The 18,889-nt window shown below is 38.7% G+C and carries 20 protein-coding genes and 2 other annotated features; of the genes, 4 read left to right on the top strand and 16 right to left on the bottom strand.

Annotated elements, in window-relative coordinates; translation table 11 throughout:
* Positions 1-18: 18 nt before the first annotated feature.
* Positions 19-238: a binding site (T-box leader), on the bottom strand.
* Positions 239-345: 107 nt separating this feature from the next.
* Together DZB84_RS22595 and DZB84_RS22590 are read right to left on the bottom strand one after the other, a co-directional pair.
* Positions 346-768 carry a GreA/GreB family elongation factor gene (locus DZB84_RS22595; RefSeq protein ID WP_116354562.1) on the bottom strand — a complete coding sequence of 141 codons (423 nt, stop codon included), beginning with the start codon at positions 766-768 and terminating at the stop codon, positions 346-348.
* A 349-nt stretch (positions 769-1,117) separates the two neighbouring features.
* Positions 1,118-1,969: a VOC family protein gene (locus tag DZB84_RS22590; RefSeq protein ID WP_116354560.1), complete on the bottom strand. Its 852-nt coding sequence runs from the start codon at positions 1,967-1,969 to the stop codon at positions 1,118-1,120.
* 132 nt (positions 1,970-2,101) lie between these two features.
* On the opposite strand from DZB84_RS22590, the gene DZB84_RS22585 reads away from it, so the two are divergent.
* Together DZB84_RS22585 and liaG are read left to right on the top strand one after the other, a co-directional pair.
* Positions 2,102-2,419 carry a winged helix-turn-helix transcriptional regulator gene (locus tag DZB84_RS22585; protein ID WP_116354559.1) on the top strand — a complete coding sequence of 106 codons (318 nt, stop codon included), beginning with the start codon at positions 2,102-2,104 and terminating at the stop codon, positions 2,417-2,419.
* Positions 2,420-2,573: 154 nt separating this feature from the next.
* Positions 2,574-3,428, top strand: coding sequence for a LiaG family protein (gene liaG / locus DZB84_RS22580; RefSeq protein WP_116354557.1), 855 nt, complete (start codon positions 2,574-2,576; stop codon positions 3,426-3,428).
* Positions 3,429-3,476: 48 nt separating this feature from the next.
* Here liaG and DZB84_RS22575 read toward each other — a convergent pair whose 3' ends face one another.
* The gene (locus DZB84_RS22575) at positions 3,477-4,364 is read right to left on the bottom strand and encodes a polysaccharide deacetylase family protein (RefSeq protein ID WP_116354556.1); all 888 of its coding nucleotides are present in this window, start codon (positions 4,362-4,364) and stop codon (positions 3,477-3,479) included.
* A gap of 149 nt (positions 4,365-4,513) precedes the next feature.
* On the opposite strand from DZB84_RS22575, the gene DZB84_RS22570 reads away from it, so the two are divergent.
* Positions 4,514-5,263, top strand: a complete 750-nt coding sequence (locus DZB84_RS22570; protein ID WP_223254535.1) for a metallophosphoesterase family protein — start codon at positions 4,514-4,516, stop codon at positions 5,261-5,263.
* Between the two features lie 145 nt (positions 5,264-5,408).
* Positions 5,409-5,576, top strand: a complete 168-nt coding sequence (locus tag DZB84_RS25075) for a hypothetical protein (RefSeq protein ID WP_165439152.1) — start codon at positions 5,409-5,411, stop codon at positions 5,574-5,576.
* Positions 5,577-5,933: 357 nt separating this feature from the next.
* On the opposite strand, the gene DZB84_RS22565 is transcribed toward DZB84_RS25075, so the two are convergent.
* The 13 genes from DZB84_RS22565 to DZB84_RS22505 all read right to left on the bottom strand — a co-directional run bounded on the left by DZB84_RS22565 (position 5,934) and on the right by DZB84_RS22505 (position 18,690).
* Positions 5,934-6,767 (bottom strand): energy-coupling factor transporter transmembrane component T family protein, encoded by an 834-nt coding sequence (locus tag DZB84_RS22565; protein WP_116354553.1) that lies wholly within the window; start codon positions 6,765-6,767, stop codon positions 5,934-5,936.
* On the bottom strand, positions 6,758-8,470 hold the full coding sequence (locus DZB84_RS22560; RefSeq protein ID WP_116354552.1) for an ABC transporter ATP-binding protein: 1,713 nt from the start codon (positions 8,468-8,470) through the stop codon (positions 6,758-6,760). The genes DZB84_RS22565 and DZB84_RS22560 overlap by 10 nt, the downstream gene beginning before the upstream one ends.
* Before the next feature lie 40 nt (positions 8,471-8,510).
* Positions 8,511-9,062, bottom strand: coding sequence for an ECF-type riboflavin transporter substrate-binding protein (locus DZB84_RS22555; RefSeq protein ID WP_116354551.1), 552 nt, complete (start codon positions 9,060-9,062; stop codon positions 8,511-8,513).
* 36 nt (positions 9,063-9,098) lie between these two features.
* Positions 9,099-9,959, bottom strand: a complete 861-nt coding sequence (locus tag DZB84_RS22550; RefSeq protein ID WP_116354550.1) for an SAM hydrolase/SAM-dependent halogenase family protein — start codon at positions 9,957-9,959, stop codon at positions 9,099-9,101.
* 79 nt (positions 9,960-10,038) lie between these two features.
* Positions 10,039-10,309: a binding site (T-box leader), on the bottom strand.
* Between the two features lie 78 nt (positions 10,310-10,387).
* Complete coding sequence (locus DZB84_RS22545; protein ID WP_116354549.1) at positions 10,388-11,578, bottom strand: trans-sulfuration enzyme family protein; 1,191 nt, start codon at positions 11,576-11,578, stop codon at positions 10,388-10,390.
* Positions 11,579-11,769: 191 nt separating this feature from the next.
* A complete protein-coding gene (gene cls / locus DZB84_RS22540) occupies positions 11,770-13,224 on the bottom strand; it encodes a cardiolipin synthase (protein ID WP_116354548.1) in 1,455 nt (484 codons plus the stop codon).
* A 204-nt stretch (positions 13,225-13,428) separates the two neighbouring features.
* A complete protein-coding gene (locus DZB84_RS22535) occupies positions 13,429-14,286 on the bottom strand; it encodes an MBL fold metallo-hydrolase (protein ID WP_116354547.1) in 858 nt (285 codons plus the stop codon).
* Positions 14,287-14,363: 77 nt separating this feature from the next.
* Complete coding sequence (locus tag DZB84_RS22530; RefSeq protein WP_116354546.1) at positions 14,364-14,651, bottom strand: DNA-binding protein; 288 nt, start codon at positions 14,649-14,651, stop codon at positions 14,364-14,366.
* A gap of 102 nt (positions 14,652-14,753) precedes the next feature.
* Complete coding sequence (locus DZB84_RS22525) at positions 14,754-15,236, bottom strand: DUF1189 family protein (protein WP_223254537.1); 483 nt, start codon at positions 15,234-15,236, stop codon at positions 14,754-14,756.
* Between the two features lie 315 nt (positions 15,237-15,551).
* Positions 15,552-16,007, bottom strand: a complete 456-nt coding sequence (locus DZB84_RS22520) for a flavin reductase family protein (RefSeq protein WP_116354600.1) — start codon at positions 16,005-16,007, stop codon at positions 15,552-15,554.
* Positions 16,008-16,154: 147 nt separating this feature from the next.
* Positions 16,155-17,006 (bottom strand): 2OG-Fe(II) oxygenase, encoded by an 852-nt coding sequence (locus tag DZB84_RS22515; protein WP_116354544.1) that lies wholly within the window; start codon positions 17,004-17,006, stop codon positions 16,155-16,157.
* Between the two features lie 229 nt (positions 17,007-17,235).
* On the bottom strand, positions 17,236-17,472 hold the full coding sequence (locus DZB84_RS22510; protein ID WP_116354543.1) for a ferredoxin family protein: 237 nt from the start codon (positions 17,470-17,472) through the stop codon (positions 17,236-17,238).
* Between the two features lie 450 nt (positions 17,473-17,922).
* The gene (locus DZB84_RS22505) at positions 17,923-18,690 is read right to left on the bottom strand and encodes a MerR family transcriptional regulator (protein WP_116354542.1); all 768 of its coding nucleotides are present in this window, start codon (positions 18,688-18,690) and stop codon (positions 17,923-17,925) included.
* Positions 18,691-18,889: the final 199 nt, after the last annotated feature.

The following is an 18,889-nucleotide window of genomic DNA, read 5'->3' as shown; positions in this document are numbered from 1 at the left end:
AAAAAACCACGCCCCTAAAAAAGGGACGTGGTTGCACGCGGTACCACCCTTGTTTGAAGATATCTATCTTCCGCTTCATTCGAATAACGGTTCGTCCGTTCTTTGCTAATTTCCAATTCGTGTTCACAAAGAAAGCTCAAGGAGGTAATTCGCAATTATCTTTGTTCCGGTTTTCACCAACCACCGGCTCTCTGCAACAGGGAGATAAGCTGCTACTGATTCCTATCATCACTTAATTATTTATTTATAATGGCTATTGTATCGAATCGTTCCAAAATTAACAAGTAAAAATCCACTTCCTTTTTTCGACATAAAAACAGAAGTGGATTGTAAGCGCTTTAATAACTATCGCTGTAAAATTAAATTTTCGGCAAACGTTATGCTCTTTATTGTAACTGGAAGACTGCCCGCTGGTGTATTGAGTAGTACGTTATCATCCACTTTTCGCAACAACAATTGCCTTCCAACTGGTGATAAAAATGATATACATCCTGCATCCGGGTCCGATTGCTTTGGCAAACATATATAATAATCCTCTGTATCGTCATCTCCATCAAACATGACAGTCACCTTTGTTCCGATAAAAACCTTAGGTATAGGTCCAGATACTTCGATATCCAAGTAGCTTTTAAGTTCATTGATATATGAACTAAGGAAGTTCTGATCCCTTTCCTTAAGCGGTGTGGAGGACAAATAGAGACTTTTTAATTCCTGAAAATTTGTGTCGATCAATTGGAGCTGCTCGGCAAAATAACTTTTATGGCTCATAATAGATATCCTCCTTACTAGGATCAAACACCCTGCAGAATTTCATTAAAACCTGCATTTTTTATTTCCCCTTCCTGTTTTTGAATATAAAAATGTAGACCTCCCTCTAATCGAGAAAGGCCTACCATACATTTCCAATTATATCATAGTTATATTAACAAAATCTAGTTATCTCGTAATCTGTTCATTCGACAAAATTTGGACGTTTGCGGTATACCATTTATCGTTTTTCGGTTAGGTGATATACCGATAATCCTGTTTACCGCGGTATATCATTTATTATATTGCGGAAACACCATAAAAAGCAGCTACCCAAAGATAGCCGCCTAATTGCTTAATTCAATGTTACTTATGCAACAACAAGTCTAATTTTATTTTCAGAAGGATCCTTTGTAACTACAACCCCATCCTCTTCTTGGACATATGCGCCGATTTGCTTTAAGTTATCGACGGTTGTTTGTAAGGCATTTTCGTTTGGCAATACAAGTGTGAACAACTTAATCCCAGCACTATTGTCAGATGGTGCAGGTGCACCTACGCCATTCCACGTGTTAAGTCCAATGTGGTGATGGTAGCCACCTGTTGAAATGAATAATGCCATGCCACCATAACGGCAGACAACATCAAAACCAAGTCCTTTTGTATAGTATTCTTCGGTTTTTGCCAACTCAGATACGTGCATGTGGATATGTCCCATTACTGTACCTTCAGGAAGTCCAGTCCATTTTTCACCATTTGCAGTAGCAAGTACACCTTGGCCGTCAAGAGGTTCTGTTACCATTTTCACTTCGCCATTTATCCATTCCCATTCTGTATCAGGACGATCTCTGTAAATTTCAATGCCATTTCCATCTGGATCGTCTAAATAGAGAGCTTCACTCACCGCGTGGTCAGATGCGCCAATTCGTACATTATTTTGGACCAAGTGATATAGTATTTTTCCTAAGTCCTCACGTGTTGGTAAAAGCAACGCAAAATGGTAAAGCCCTGTTTTGCGTGGCTCTTTTGGAGTAATGCTTTCAGGCTGTTCAATAGATAATAATGGTGTTTTTCCATCTGCAGTTAAAAGCGCCTTTTTGTCAGATTGCTCTAATACTTTAAATCCAATGATATTTTGATAAAATGTTAACGAACGCTGCAGGTCAGTTACTTTTAGTTCTACTAGGCCGACAAATGTATATGGTGGGCGTTGATATTTCATTTTCGTGTGCCTCCTAAGTTTATTTAGTTACTTACTTTATGTAAGTAATTATATTTTTATAATTAAATTATGTCAAGTAAGTTTATTATTTGTTACAATGCGCTATAATATATTCATAGGGGTGATGGAAATATGGATACAAATGTAATTTGTCCTAAATTCGAAAAAGCTATGAGTTTAATTGGGCAAAGGTGGACAGGACTTGTCATTTACCAACTTCTCTCCGGTCCACAGCGTTTTTGCACGATTGAATCTTCAATCGGAATCAGTGGAAGAGTCCTTTCAGAAAGACTTAAGGACCTAGAAAGTCAAGGTATCGTAAAACGACATGTATACCCGGAAACCCCTGTACGTATCGAATACACATTAACGGAAAAAGGGATGGCCCTCAAACCTTTAATGGATGAAATCCAAAAATGGTCGCAGGACTGGGTAGAAATAGATTCATAAATCATCAAGTTTAAGCAGATTGTATTGAATACAATCTGCTTTTTTCTTTCATAAGCCTCAGGTCTTATTTGGAAATATATCGGTAGTGCGTTACATGAACCCCTCTCTCCATTTATGATAGGGATAGAATAAATAATAAAGGCAGGTTAAAAAAATGAAGAAAATATTAATCATATTTTTCGTTCTTATTGGGGCTTATCTATTAATCACAAATCTATACCGTATTCCTGGGCTTCCTTTTGGGGGGAATTCTGGAGACTCTGTTAAGGTTACCGACAAAATTGATGAGATTGAAATTGATGTAGCATCAATTAGCACGACTGTCATTCCTGAAAACCGCGATGACGTGGAAGCTGAACTGAATGGCAAAGGCAAAGTTCATGTGTCAAAAAGTGGCGACACAATAGAGGTCACTTATGAACGTGGATTCATCAACTTTGGGTGGTTCCCTTTCTTTAAGAATTCGAAACTAACGGTGTATATCCCAGAAGATTATGACCGAGATCTAGCGCTTAGAGTTGGTTCCGGACATTTAGAGTTCAATGGTGCTCCAATGGAGTTAAACGAACTTTCTGCTGATGTCCATTCTGGGAATATGAGATTGCAAAACCTTTCGGCCAAAACATTTACACATAATGTCGCATCTGGTAACTCTAGAATTGAGAAGCTTACAACCGAAAACGGAGAAATCGATGTTAGCTCTGGTAATGTGACAGTGGATGAATATACTGGGAAACTCGAAGCTGAAGTACACTCTGGGCGTTTAAAAACAACCATTACAAACCTTACTGATTCAATTGATGCAAGCGTAAAATCAGGTCTACTTGATATAGACCTCCCAGATGATGCTGACTTTACACTCAAAGGTAAAGCAAATAGCGGCTACATTTCCAATGACTTCTCTTTAGATGATTCAACACGGGATAAAGGGAATATTGAAGGAAAACACGGTGCTGGGACCCACGATGTAAATATTGAAGTAAATAGTGGAAAAGCAACTATTAGATAATGAAAAAAGCGCTCGAAACTCGAGCGCTTTTGCTGTTTATTCCTGTTATCACTGATATGCCGAAATTCCTAACATCGTTTCTAAATCCACGATTTCATAGCCCTGCTTCTGTAATTCTTCAATGATGCCTGGCAATGCTTCATATGTATCGTATTCATCGGAATCCGTATGCATAAGGATGATATCGCCGTTACGTATGTTAGTCACTACATTTGAATATATTACATCTGGGCTTTTTTGTGCCCAATCGAGTGAATCAATCGACCAAAGAATAATGGAATACTTATTTTCTTTTGCCACGTCAGCAACTAATTCATTCGTTGACCCATAAGGTGTCCTTATATATGCAGGCTCTTTGCCAATGATGGATTCGATCACATTTCCCGCCCGCTCAATTTCATTCTGTATTTCCGCTTCTCCCAACTGATCCAGTTGGATATGATTGTAGCTATGACTTAGCACGAGATGTCCTTTTTCATAGGCTTCTTTTACAACCTCTGAATGCTTCTCTGCTTCGCTTCCTAAAAAGAAAAAATTCCCCTTTACCCCGTATTGGTCTAAAACTCCAATCACCGCTGAAGTCACCGTACTATCTGGTCCATCATCAAAGGTTAAGGCTACCTGTTTTTTATTAGGACCATTGATAAAAAGTTGATCCTGAGTTTTGGAGAATTCAATGATCTCTTCCCGCCATTTTTGCATAGACGCTACAGTCTTTTTTTCTAAAAATGAAGATTCCCCCTTGATTTCAAGGAGGTATTCCTTTTTCCATGAAAGATCTGCAGGAAATCTTGCTTCAGGAATGGTATTTTCCTTAGGCTCCATATTGTGATTCCCTTGGGCTACTCCCCCAACCTCCTTCACTTCCTTTGATTCACAGGAAGACAACAAACTTACCGAGCATATGATAAAAAATACAATCAATTTCCGAACCATGAAAGCGTTCCCCCTTTCCTTTATTCTAAACACAGAACATATTTATGGAAAGATTAATAAATACTATTTATTGATAAAAAATGTACTGACAAAATTTTCAATCTATTTTATTATTATTAATAAAACACTATAACCAGGAGGTCCTTTTGATGAGTATTGCGCTCATTTCCGATATTCATGGAAATATGACTGCACTTGAAGCTGTACTAGAACATATTAAAGCACGTGGGATCGAGACGATTCTTTGTCTTGGAGACCTTGTTGGAAAAGGACCTAACTCAGCCCTAGTGGTTGACCGGATTCAAGAGGTGTGTGAGGTTGTGCTTTTGGGGAATTGGGATGACTTTATTCAGAATGAACATCCCGATGAGGGTATCACATGGCATCGAAATCAGCTTGGAGAAGAACGACTTTCATACTTAGGAACACTTCCCTTCCATTATGATTTTTATATGAGTGGTAAATACATTCGGCTATACCACGCCTCAGCAAAAAGTGTCCACCACCGTGTAGTCCCAATGATTCATTCTGATGATGAAAAAAGAGCCATGTTTGCGCGTTCTGAATGGATTTCACCTTTAGAGGACAGAACACCTGACATCATCGTATTTGGAGATATACACGCTGCCTTAATTGAACCAATGGATACAGAACAGACCCTAGTGAATGTCGGAAGTGTTGGCAACCCTCTTGATACAACACAAGCAACCTTTGCCATTTTGCATGGTGTGTACCAATCAAAAGAAGTTGAACCATTCTCAATCGAAATTGTTCGTCTTCCATATGATGTAGAAAAAGAATTAACGATTGCAGCCAACATGGGCCTACCGTATTTTGACAAATATGCAGCGGAACTTCGCGAAGCCGTTTACCGAGGTGCTCCAAATAGGGAAAAATAACTAGTTCTTGAAACTTGCACATTTTCAAAGAATCAATGTAAAATAATAAAATAAACGAATTTTCACACGTATAGTTTTCATAAAATTTGTATATAATGTTTTTTATTTGAGCCTCTAAAATTACAATCCTGAGAGGAGAATTGCCTTGACTGCCAATAACGAACCTAAAAAAGAGATCACGGTTAATTCAACTGTACAGTTAAAAGGAATCGTAAAAGCCATTTTTAATGATTCCATACATGTACAAATTGGAGGTAAAATCATTACACTTCCCGCTTCAAATCTTTTAAAACAAAATAAACCATTAACCTAATAACAGAAAAAGGAATACCAAGCTTACTGGTATTCCTTTTTTATTTTAGGCTGTTTTCTCAAACTTTGTTGTTTTTGATATATACCATTAATAATTATTAGACACACGGTGTTCCCTCTAGCGATTGGAGCGTATGGCACGAGATCCTTGAAAATGCAGGCATTTTCTTCGTGCGGTGTAGTTTCAAGGAAGCAGACTCAACGTCCTGCGGGAATAGCGAGCCAAGCGAGACCCCGCAGTGAGGCACGAGCGAGGAGGCTTGCGGATCGCCCGCGGAAAGCGAGTGCCAGTAGCGGAAATCACCCTAGTTTCACCAATAACGTTAAGTTAATAACAACAATCTTTTTAAAAAGAGCATTATTTTATAAAAGGGTTATAAAAACGATTACCATCATGAAAAGTCACGACCATGGTGATAATTAAAATGGCAATAAATACAATCACCGTCACATAATCGGCTATTTGAAAGGAGCGTAAACTATACCAGGTACGCTTTTTATTTTTTCCGAATCCACGTAGTTCCATCGCATTACTGATGATTTCTATTTTGTCCAAACTTGATAGGATCAAAGGGATAATGATAGAAGCAACATTTTTTATTCGCTTATGAAGCCTCTCATTCTTTGACATATCAATCCCTCTTGCTTGCTGAGAGCGTGCAATGTTCCAAAAATCCCTCTGAATCTCTGGTATATAGCTAAGCGCTAGTGCAACCGCATAAGAAATGCGATAGCTAATACCAATACGATTTAAGGATGCAGCAAATTCACTTGGATGTGTCGTTACGATAAATAATAATGCAGCTGGAATAACTGTAAAATACTTAATTGTAATATTGAACTGGTAAAACAGTTGTTCAAGTGTCACATTATATCTTCCGACAAACTCCACTAACACATGACTCGTCCCATAAATTTTTACCCCCTCTTGAGGAGAAAAAGCATAGATAGCAAGATTATTAATCAACAAGAAGAGTAAGATAAACAAAAGGACAAACGAAATCTCTTTTAGTTTAATTTTAGAAACAAGAAAAATAATGATGCTAAACCCAAATAAAAAAAGGAGGATTCTTGTATCATACGTCAACATTGCAGCAGTAGACCATAAAACAAAGCAAATAAGTTTCGTTGCACCTGTCAATTGATGAACTGGAGACTTGCGTTCAATATAGGATAGCATTTCTACTGCCATGTCTGACGTACCTCCTTATCAAACACAATAAATCGTTCAACAAATTCAAGTGGTTCCTCTATACCTGCTCGTTTTGCTAATTCAAATAAAGACGTTTCCTTTAAGTTAGCTTGTTTAATAATTTCAGAGTCTGTTAGTACGCTTGCAGCAGATTGATCGGCAATCTTCTCTCCATTAGCGATTACGATTGCACGTGGTGTATACTCCAACATGAGATGCATGTCATGTGTAATCATAATAATTGTCATACCCTGTTTATTTAATTCCACAAGAAACTCCATAATTTCAGTGTAATGGCGAAGATCTTGTCCAGCAGTTGGCTCATCTAAAATAAGTACTTCTGGCTCTAACACTAGAATAGATGCTATGGTTACACGTTTCTTTTGTCCGAAACTTAGAGCAGAAATCGGCCAGTTTCTAAACGGATAAAGACCGCATACCTTTAGCGTCTTCTCAACCCGTTGCCTTATCTCATCCTCTGGTAAGCCACGAATCACAAGTCCTAGCGCAACTTCGTCATAAATTAAATGTTTGGAAATCATATGGTTAGGGTTTTGCATAACCATCCCAATCCGTAAAGACCGTTCTTTGATCGTATCAAATGTTATATCTTGACCTGAAAAACGAATCTTTCCGGAGCTTGGTTTTTCAAATCCGCAAATGAGTTTTGAAAGAGTGGATTTCCCAGCGCCGTTTTTTCCAACTATACTTACCATCTCTCCCTTATCAATGGAAAAGGATACATTCCGAATCGTTTCTCTTCCTTGATGATAACTAAATGAAAGATGGTCTAGCTCTAAGATAGGTTGAGTCTTCTCTTTCTTATTAGGGGTTTCCACTTTTTCAAACCACTCTTTTAATCGAACTTTACACGCATCCACATCAAATAAAGGTAGATAGGCTGGGTTCATATTCTCAGTTACGTCACAGCCAGCATATTTTACTGCCTTGACATACAAGGGTTCACGTATATGGCGCTCCGCTAAAATAGGTTTGGACAAAAGCTCATCGGGTTTCATATCACCGACAATTTCCCCTTCATCCACAACAATAATTCGATCTACATGACGATATAAAACATCCTCTAAACGATGTTCTATAATAACTACTGTTGTGTTCGTTTCTTTTTGAATTCGATCGATTAGGTCAATTGCATGCTGTCCAGTTGCAGGGTCAAGATTCGCAAGTGGTTCATCAAAAAGAAGGATGTCTACTTTATCAACCATTACCCCCGCAAGAGAGACTCTTTGCTTTTGTCCACCAGATAACTGGTGAAGGGAAGACTGCAAATTCTCTTCCATTTCTACCATTTTTGATACTTCCTCAACCGTTTCAAACATTCTCTCCTGTGGTAAACAATCATTTTCAAGAGCAAAGGCTATGTCTTCTCCAACAGAAAGCCCAATAAACTGACCATCGGGATCCTGTAAGACTGTGCCGACCATTTTAGAGATTGTAAAAATATCCAGATCCTTTGCTTCTTTCCCCATAATTGTAAGACTACCTTGAATACTACCTTTATAAGAAAAGGGAACAAGCCCATTGATGCAGTTTCCAATCGTGCTTTTCCCTGATCCTGAAGGGCCCACAATTAATACCTTTTCGCCCTCATAAATTTTTAGAGTAATGTCCTGAAGAGTAGGCTCTGCTTGGCTACGATATGTAAAGCTATAGTTTGTAAATTCGATAACAGGTTTTTTCATCTTACTACTCTCCTAGTAAACCATAAACTACTTTTCTATATTATAAATCCTTGGTCAAGCTTCCACTTTTACTTCTTGTTTTTGCATAAGCTACTATTAGAATTGTACCAATGATTCCTACTGTGACCATATTTGCAATCCCAGCTCCAATTCCTTGGACATACACTTTATTTGCTGGCTCAGCATAAATCCAAACATCCAATGTTGGTGCAACAACAAACCAACCAATTGCTTGAGCGATTACTTGAACAATGTTAAATGTCACAATCTTCTTCGCATTGATAATTCCTGATTCAATATCAATTTTGTTTTTAGCAAGACCAAATAAAAATCCAACAAGCATTGAAACAATAACCCAACTCCACCAGATAGAACCATACGAAATAGCATCATTTAATGCATGGCCAATTAATCCAATCAATGCCCCTGCAATGGGACCAAATACTAGGGCCATTAAAGCCAAGAAAGCGTATGATGTTTGAACGGTGGTATTCGGTATTGGTGTTGGAATTGCTGCAAATTTTGCTAATATCACAAAAACAGCAGCCCCAATTCCGATTGCAACAATGGTTTTAATAGATAAACTTTTCATGAATTTCTTCCCCCTAAAAATTTCTTAAAATAAAAGTTAATTATATATTATTTTCGGAACCTTGCGAATATAAATTTTCCAGTTTGTACCTGTCTCAATATGATAAGCCTTGGCAAATGAACCTTGGTTGATTGCTACCCCAATTTTATCAAGGGAATTGATAAACAATAATGGTTCTCCTAGATGGCTATCTGCAAAAGAACGGCCATATGTCATAATATTTTTATATACTTGGCGTGTTTCATTTTCGATGGTCACTTCAAAATGATCTCCATACTCCACATTAAGTTGTTTGAAGGTCTCGCGCTCGATATTCGTCCATAGATTACCAAAACGAATATCAAGAATATCAATCGTACCTAAGACACTATCCGTTTGAACAGTTGCCTCTGTTGTCTGCAACTCAACAAGCGTATCAACAGGAACAAGGGGCCCAACCTCTTCATATGAAATTACGCCTGAGGCAAGTCGAGCCCCCGTATAGGCATAGACATCTCTCCCATGAAATGTATAGGACTCTCCTGAAAAAGGCAAACGATTTATACTTTCATCAATAACCCTCACCTCTTTAATACCAAGTTTTTGCTGTATATGTGTGACCGTACCATTGTCAGGTGTTACAATATATTGATTTGTATCTGTCTTAACCACGATACTACGTCGATCAGAACCTACACCTGGGTCAACAACCGAAACAAAAACAGTGCCTTCCGGCCAATAGGTAATCGTCTGATACAATCGATAAGAGCCTTCCCAAATATTATATTGCGGAATATCGTGGGTTAGGTCAAAAATTCGAAGTGTTGGATCCACTGAAATTGCTACACCGTACATTGCACTTACTGCCCCATCACTTAAACCAAAGTCCGTTTGTAATACAAGATGATTTTTCGTCACAGTAAATTCCTCCATTTTTTGTAATTTAACGGATTTACCCGTTTTTTGGAAATAAAAAAACCACGTCATTATCAAATACGATAAGGACGTGGTTTATCTCACGTGGTACCACCTTAATTCACTGTTTGCTCACACAAACAGTCTCTGCAAGTACGCGGATCTATCAAAGCCCGTATACTGTGGTATTGATAACGAGTACCAAATCTCGTCGGAACCTACTCATAACAATTGTTACTTTCAGCACGAAACTCAGAGGCCATTGTTCAGATTCGTATTTTTGCTTCTTTTCAGCTACCGAAGCTCTCTGTGTAAAATAGCTAAATCCTACTTTTTCTCTTCATCGTCTTTAGTTAAGGTTAGTATTCTAATGTTGAAAGTAATTATAGCGGAACATTTTTTTAAAAGCAAGTAGAACTTTTAGAATTTTTTTATATTTCCTTTAACGCTTGCCTGATATCCGCCTTCAAGTCCTCTATATGCTCTAATCCTACAGAGTAGCGGACAAAATTAGCAGGAATGCCCGCTGTTTTCATTTGTTCTTCATTCATGGCACCTTCCCACATTGCGGCAGTATGGACAACTAATGAATCAATTCCACCTAAACTTACTGCATTAGTTGAAAGCTGCAATGCCGAAACAAATCTCTGGGTGGCAGCGTAATCTCCCTTAATCGCAAACGCAATAACAGCCCCAAAACCTTTCATTTGTTTCTTGGCGAGCTCATGCTGAGGATGGCTCGAAAGTCCTGGATAATACACTTTTTCAATTTCTAGCTGTTCCTCTAAAAATTCAGCTAATGCTAATGCATTCGAATTGATTCGTTCCATTCGCAATGGAAGTGTCCTTAAGCCTCTTAACAATAACCATGCATCCATCGGGGATAGGACTGAGCCTATTGATGTATGGGTATCCCAAATTTTTTCCGCAAGCTCAAAGCTTGTACAAATGACCCCAGCCGTTAAATCATGATGCCCCCCTAGATACTTTGTTGCACTATGCACCACAACATCCACACCTACATCATGCGGACGTTGATTAAGTGGTGAAGCAAATGTGTTATCAGCCACTACAATGATCTCCTGTTTCTTTGCCAAACTTACAACTGCCTCAAGGTCAGTCACTACCAAGGTCGGATTAGCCGGCGTTTCAAGCATAATCAGCTTTGTATTGGGCCGGATTGCCTCCTCGAATGCCGAAATATCGGACTGCTCCACGACTGTTACCTCTACACCAAAACGCGGAAGCATCTCATCCATAATTTTTGCCGTACTCATATAATGTCTTGTTTGTGCAATGACATGGTCTCCCGCAGAAACTAAGGCAAGAATGGTAGTCGCAATAGCTCCCATTCCAGATCCTGTTACAAGGGCTGTTTCAGTTCCTTCTAAATCCGCCATTATTTTATTCACTCGCTCATGAAGCGGATTTCCATAACGTGTATAATAGCTTGGGTGAAGAGGAGTTCCTGCCATTTCTGCAAAATCAGCCGAATCCTCTGCCCTAAAGGTTGATGAATAATAAATTGCCGGTGAAACGCTCTTTTCCTTGTTTGCCCATTCTTGATCAGCATGCAATACAAGTGTTTCATCATTGTAGGTTTGTGTTTTTTTAGTGTTCATCGTCTTCTCCTTTTTGTATAATTCTATATTTTTAGTTATTTTATTTCAATGAAAAAGCGTCCTGCACTTAAAGATAGCAAAAAAGAATTGGCCACAATAAGCCAATCCTTTTTTAGAAATCCTTTTATGAAGTTGTCGGTAGTTTAATTTGCTCTTGGCGATTGAAGCACGCCACTCCGAACGTTTGTCAACTATAGAATCGGGGATAAGAGTCTTGAAATCGATTCTTTGAACTTGATGTTCCCCCCTCTTTTTTCGTATTCTTCATATGTTAGTAGCTTCGATCGCTTGATATCTTCTTTAAAAATGGCTGTTAGCTCTTTTGAAATGTTTTCATCATATAAAAAGGCATTCACTTCAAAGTTAAGTCGGAAGCTCCTCACGTCGATATTCGCTGTACCGACTGATGAAATCTCCTCATCGACCACAAGTGTTTTTGAATGAATAAAACCATTACTATAAATATAGACATTTGCCCCAACCGGAAGCAGTTCCCCAATATGCGAAAGGGTTGCCCAATACACGAAAGGGTGGTCTGGTTTATCTGGAATCATGATATTCACTTCTACCCCTGAAAGGCACGCTACACGTATTGCATCCAGTAAACTTTTATCTGGAATAAAATAAGGCGTCTGCATATAAATCGACTTTTTTGCTGAGTAGAGCATTTTGATATAAGCATTTTTAATCTGCTCAAAGTCGGTATCAGGTCCACTTGTCACAATTTGAATCCCAACATTTCCAAGTCTGACATTTTCTATTGGAAATAACTCAGGATCATACATGATATCAAAATCACGAGATGCTTGGTTCCAGTCCAAAATGAAGCGAACCTGCATCGTATCAACAGCAGTTCCCCTTATGCGTAAATGAGTATCTCGCCAATACCCAAACCTAGAATTTAACCCAAGGTACTCATCCCCAACATTAAAGCCACCGACATATCCTATCTTTCCATCAATAATGACCAATTTCCGATGGTTTCGGAAATTCATCCGCAGATTGATAAAACGCAATTTCGATGGGAAAAAGACCTCGACAAGCCCACCAGCTTCACGAAATTCTTTAAAAAACCTTTTTGTCAATGACCTAGAACCTAGCTCATCATATAGAACACGGACTGTTACACCCTCTTTTACCTTTCTTGTTAAATGCGCGATTAATTTTCGTCCCAGATTATCATTTTTAATAATATAATATTGCAAATGAATCGATTCCTTTGCAGCTTCAATATCTTCAAATAATCGGCGATATTTCTCTTGCCCATCTGTAAATACTTCTACTGCATTATTTTTCGTAAACAAAGCATTCGCATTAACAAGGTTCATATAAATAAGGTCTTGATTATCTTGTGTAATCGGATTGTTAAATAGGAATCTTTGTGTTCGTAACAGTTCTTTTTGCTTTTCAAGTACTTCTTCTATCCCACTCTTTTTTAAATCATCCCATTGGAATAAATGGTCACGGGTTAAATTTCGTCCTAGAAGTAAATATAAAATAAAGCCAGCTACAGGAATGAAAAAAAGGACTAATAACCACGCCCAGGTCGAACTCGCATCTCGTCTTTCGCGAAAGATGACAACCACGGCAAATACAATGTTTAAGACCATAACCAACCCTAATAAAACTGATGTAATATTTACCATATTTCTCCTCTCTCACCGATTCATTCTACATTCCAATATACTATATTTCAGAATGTTTATGAAACAAATAGCTATATGGTGTTTTCATATCCGCTCTATAAATTTTATTGTATTTCTATATTCTTTATTTCAATTCTAAGGTTATTAGTAAGATTAAATATGTAGAGCAAGAAACCTGGCATTTTCTTAGCCAGGTTCCATACACTAATGAATGTTTTTATCTACATACCGTCCATAGTCCGGAATTGCAATTTGATCGAAGTCCCTAACTAATCTATCTAAGGATTCTTCCAATAGTTCACCGGTCATTGGTAAACCATGTCCCGTGATGGCAACACTCGGCTTAAGCGCCGCCAACGTTTCAACGGACTTTTTCGCAGCCTGCCAATCTGTTGTTAAGTATCTTGGTGGACCACTGATTTCCTGGTCTTGCGTAATTACCTTGTACAAAGACTCCTGTTTAACTGTCACAAATGCATCTCCAACAATAAGGGCACGATCTTTTTCACGGAAAAAGGATACATGTCCTGGCGCATGCCCGGGTGTATGGATCCAACGGAAATCTGGCAAATGTGGGACTGTTCCATCTACAGGTAATTTTTCTACATGGTTTCCTAACTGAATGGGCTCATTTGGAAACATCGGCGACATCTTCGCAACCATGCCACCTTCTACCGTCGGGTCTGGCTCCGGATAGCTTTGTTGCCCTGTTAAAAATGGCATTTCAAGTTCATGCGCGTAAACAGGAACATTCCAGTGCTCCACTAATTCAACGATTGCTCCCACATGATCAAAATGACCGTGCGTTAACAAAATCGCCTTCGGGCGACTATTTGTACCAAAGCGTTCCTCACAAACTGCTATTATTTCCTCTTCAGAACCCGGCATGCCCGCGTCAATAATTACAAAATCCGCTGTTCCCAGCTCTCCGGCCACCGCAAAATTCACAATTTGGATGGTATGACAATAAAGATCTGGTAGCACCTGCATCCCCATCCCACTAGCGATAGAAGTAGCAGGAATAAATTTATAGTCACTTCCATATTGCATATCCTTCTCCATAAAAATCCTCCTTACAGGTCTACATAGTGATAGTGTTTCACAGAAGTAGCAATTTATTTATGAAGAAGACATACACATTAGTCACCCAGGTTTGACAGCCATTGCTTTAGTTTACTTTTTGGATAATAAACATTCCCATTTAATACGATATGTGGAATCTCTGGGTGCTCCTTTATTAATTCCTTAGCATCCTCTTTGGAAACCCCAATATGGTAATGGATATCCTTTTCCTTTATTAGCTCGAATAAATCCTCTTCATCAAGTTTCTCCATAACACCCTTAGCTTCAGGATTTTTAAAATTTTTCAAGCCGTCTCCAATGAAATAACCGGCAACAGCTATACCAATACCTATAAATAGGTCCATCTTTCCACCCACTTTATTATAATAAACCTCTATAGTATGTATTACGTTACGTCTATTAAAAAGTTTCACATATACAAAAGGAACCAGTATGCACTGGTTCCCTTAGGTATGTTTTTTTACACGTTGAGGATAATGAAAAATCATCCTTAGTATCGTGTAAAATAACAAAACAAATACAATTGTATTCACAATCCAATGGGTACCTATCAGAATGTTAGCTACCGCAAATAGGACAACTGACTTTGTTAACGCAAACGCGCACATCTTCCACAGAAATTGAAATTTCAACTGGCGGTGTGTAAGCTTGCTGATTCCTACTCCTAATCCCGCTAATACAGAAATCCCCGCGATTCCTAAAAACAGCATTAAAAACGGATAAAATAATAGAACCTGGATGATGTAAATATTTTGTGGAATGTCGCTTTCCTTATAGGAGTCATCCAATAGCAAATTGATTTCAATCGGAAGTGCAATGATAAACAATAATAACAGCAGGAAAACGATCGTATGTCTCATTTCCAGCTTATTCAACCGCTTCATCGCTGCCTTATTTGGCAATCTCAAACTATCCATAAATGTCGACATGAGTTTCACATAAAGCCACTCGTTTCGTTTTAAAAATAATTGGACATAAAGATACCTTTCCGTAAGAAGAAAGGTATCCCAGACTGTTGACAAACGCTCGCATACTTCGTTGCTTGCCTCTCTCGTCCGCTCATGAAGGCAACTTCTATTCGCGTCTTCGATCGGCTGCGCGCCTTGTCTGACAAGCGTTTTCAAGACAGTCTGGGGAAAGTAATTTACATCTAGATACCTGTAAAAAACGTGTAGACAAAGTCAGTACTGACTTTGTCTACACTCTGAGATACCTTTCCGTAAGAAGAAAGGTATCCATTCATATTACTTATAAAATTCGTCAGGAATATTGCCGAATTTACGGTTGTGATAAAGGAGTGGTGGCTTGCTATCATTTTCAATCTCAACCACTTCACCAATTAGAATCGTATGGTCGCCCGCTTCAACGGTTTTGAACGTTTTACAGTGTAAAACGCCTGCAGACCCCTTCAAGATTGGAAGATTGTTATCAGACATCTCCCATTCACAGTTTGCAAATCGATCTGTTCCCTTGCTTGCGAAAAGGGCACAAATATCCCCTTGGTCACCTGCTAGTACATGTACCGCAAATTTATCTGTTTTTGTAAAAATATCATAAGTGGATACTCTTTTGTCAATTGACCATAAAATTAATAATGGATCCAATGAAACAGAGGCAAAGGAGTTTACCGTAAGCCCAAGTGGCACTCCGTTTTCGTCAGTCGTTGTCACAACTGTTACACCCGTCGGATAATTCCCCATGACGTCTTTAAAAGTCTGTACTTTATCCAAAGTTCACACACCTTTCTACACGATGACATACTTATTTACTATAAATCTATATTTTCAACTTACAAAAATCGTTAATATTACTATATCATGATTACTTTGACAATTCTAATCGTTTGCCTAATGTGTAGACGTATAAATATTCCCTTGGCGAATCCATTTTGTTGCGACCCATTTTTCTCCCTCAGATACAGGGATACTTGAATGCAACGACATGCGATCTACCTCACCTTTACTGTTCCCATACTGAAAATACACAGCAGAGCCTCTCTTCGGAACAATCGAAATGCCCGCTTTTGGAAAAATCGTTTCTCCTCCAGCAAGTACATCATTTAAATAGATTAGGAATGTTCCCACCCGTTGACCTCCTTTTTCGGGGTCTACCTTACTCGGTGGAAAATAATCAAAATGACTTTTATATTCCTCACCAATACCATAATTTAATACCTGGAGCCCTTCCCCATTTTCAACAGGGAACTCCGTTAATTCTGAGATTCTCGCTTCTATATCTTTAATAAATTCATTTTCTCGTAAATAAAAAGACATTCCTTTACTTGTTCGACCAGTTGCAGGTTTTTTTTCACCAGTCTTCGGGTCAATGACAGTCGACGGCTTAAGGCGGCTTCTTGACAATTCAATCAACTGTTCACATTCCTCATCGCTTAAGAAATGATCTAAATGCAAAATAAACGGTTTTTCAACTTTTGATAAAACCTTTATTTCTCGATCTTTTGTGCGTAAAATACTCCCTTTTTTCGCAATTTCGGGCTGTTCATATTCATATGGAGCTTGTACACCTGGTGTGTCAATCGGTTTATTTCCGACAATTCGAAACAGAGTTGTATAAGAGAGTCTAGGGTCATAGCCTTTCCGAATCATAGCATCTACAATTGCTTCAGGATTCACGCCACTATTTAGAGTTTTAATAATCCAATCCATAAGTGCACCTGGAATTTGCTTTACTTTCTCCATTTCTTCCTCCCCTTTTGGAACGAGGGACCAGTCCCTATGTTCCGAGCCCGTGTTTTAGATAAAGTAATCCCTTACATTCCATTTTAATATATTCAAGTAAAATTGTGGTAGTAATTACTTTTTTCCAATGATTGTATATTTGGGGTTGCCACGTTTTCGACAAAAAAATAAAAGTAACCACAATTGTAGTTACTAAATAGTTTTGGTGTTCTTTATGTATGTGGGTTGGTTAGATTCCAAAAAACTCTCTTGCTAGGTCAACAAATCCAAGTTCATCATCCGGTACTTCGTCCTCATTATAAATGGCATCCACTGGGCAAACAGACACACAAGCCCCACAGTCAATGCAAATGTCAGGATTGATATAATACTGATCATCACCAGGCTCGATACAATCGACAGGACACACCTCTACACACTCTGCTGCTTTCTCCGCCCCACATGGAGACGTAATTACATATGCCACCCAATCCCCCCTATTTGAAGGCTTTCTAGTAGACTAGAAGTCTTCCATATTCACTACACCCTATGTTGCTTAGGCGAGATGTATTCCGGATATTGGGATTAAGTTTGAGGGGAATGGAGATTGGATGTGGACTTCAACGGCATTCGGAAAGCTATTGCTAATTCTGGTTGTCGTATATGATTAGGTTTAATTCCCGACTTACTCTGGCTGGTTCCCTTCTTGAGTTGTCTGAATCAATGCTTATTTGGACTCATACGAACGGTTTTTCTTATCTCTCTGTCCAAATCAGCACCCCAGTTGGACTCAACACTCACATTTCCCTTCGACCTCCGTCCAAATCAACGCTTCTTTTGGACTCAACCTGCCCTCTTTCCACACCACCCTATCCAAATTCCTCCACTAAAAATAGGGCAAGACCAAACGATCTTACCCCATCATAACCTTAAATCGTTATTCACTTTTTTGTCCTGTATACACATGAATGGCGTCTCTCAGGAATGTTGCCGTTCCTGGCTGTTCTTTATCGTAATATGCCGTGAATCTCTCGTCATCAACATACATTTGCGCTAACCCCGCATGCGCTTCTTTACTATAACTTGGCCAGTAAAACATGAGCCATTGCTTATGCATCTCTGCCGCTTTTTGGGCAAGTTCTCCAGCAGGGTCGCCCGTCTTCATCGCTTCCCTTAATGTCTCCATTAGTTCCTCAGCAAGTCGGGTCACCTCATCATGATCTTCTTTAGACATGTTCATAAATTTCTCATTTGATTGTTTAACCGTTTCCTCGCCATATTTTTCGCGGATTTCTTTTCCGTATTTTTTCTCATTTTCATCAATGGCTTTCTTTTTAAAGCCTTCAAATTTTTCTTGATCGGACATCGTTATTCTCCCTTCTTTTTGCGCAATGGTTTTTTCGACATTGGCAATTAATTGATCAATTTGTTTTCGTTTATCAAGGAGCTGCTCTCGATGTTCTTTTAGTGCTTTGGATTCATCAAAAGCAGGGTTTGTCATGATTTGCTTAATATCCGTTAGATTGACTCCGAGCTCACGGTAAAAAAGAATTTGCTGCAGACGATTGACTTCATCTTGACCATAGATTCGGTATCCTGATGAATTGATTCTAACCGGCTTAAGAATCTCAATTTCATCATAATATCGAAGTGTTCTTGTACTTACTCCCGCTAGTTTCGCTAACTTTTGAACCGTGTATTCCATCTCATCACCCCCTGATATGTTCACTTTACACCTTTACGTAACGTTAAGGTCAATACTTCTTTTTACGAAAAAATAAGAAAAACCGGGCATAGCCCGGTCCTTTTCATGGTTAGAGAATATCCGATAATTTGTACTCTATGCCATGTACCCCTTTATAATACTCAGGATACATTTCACCCCCACATTTTTCACATGCAAA

This window comes from Bacillus sp. HNG (assembly GCF_003400205.1).
GTDB lineage: Bacteria > Bacillota > Bacilli > Bacillales > Bacillaceae_L > Ferdinandcohnia.
This window is presented reverse-complemented; position numbering and strand designations above follow the sequence as displayed.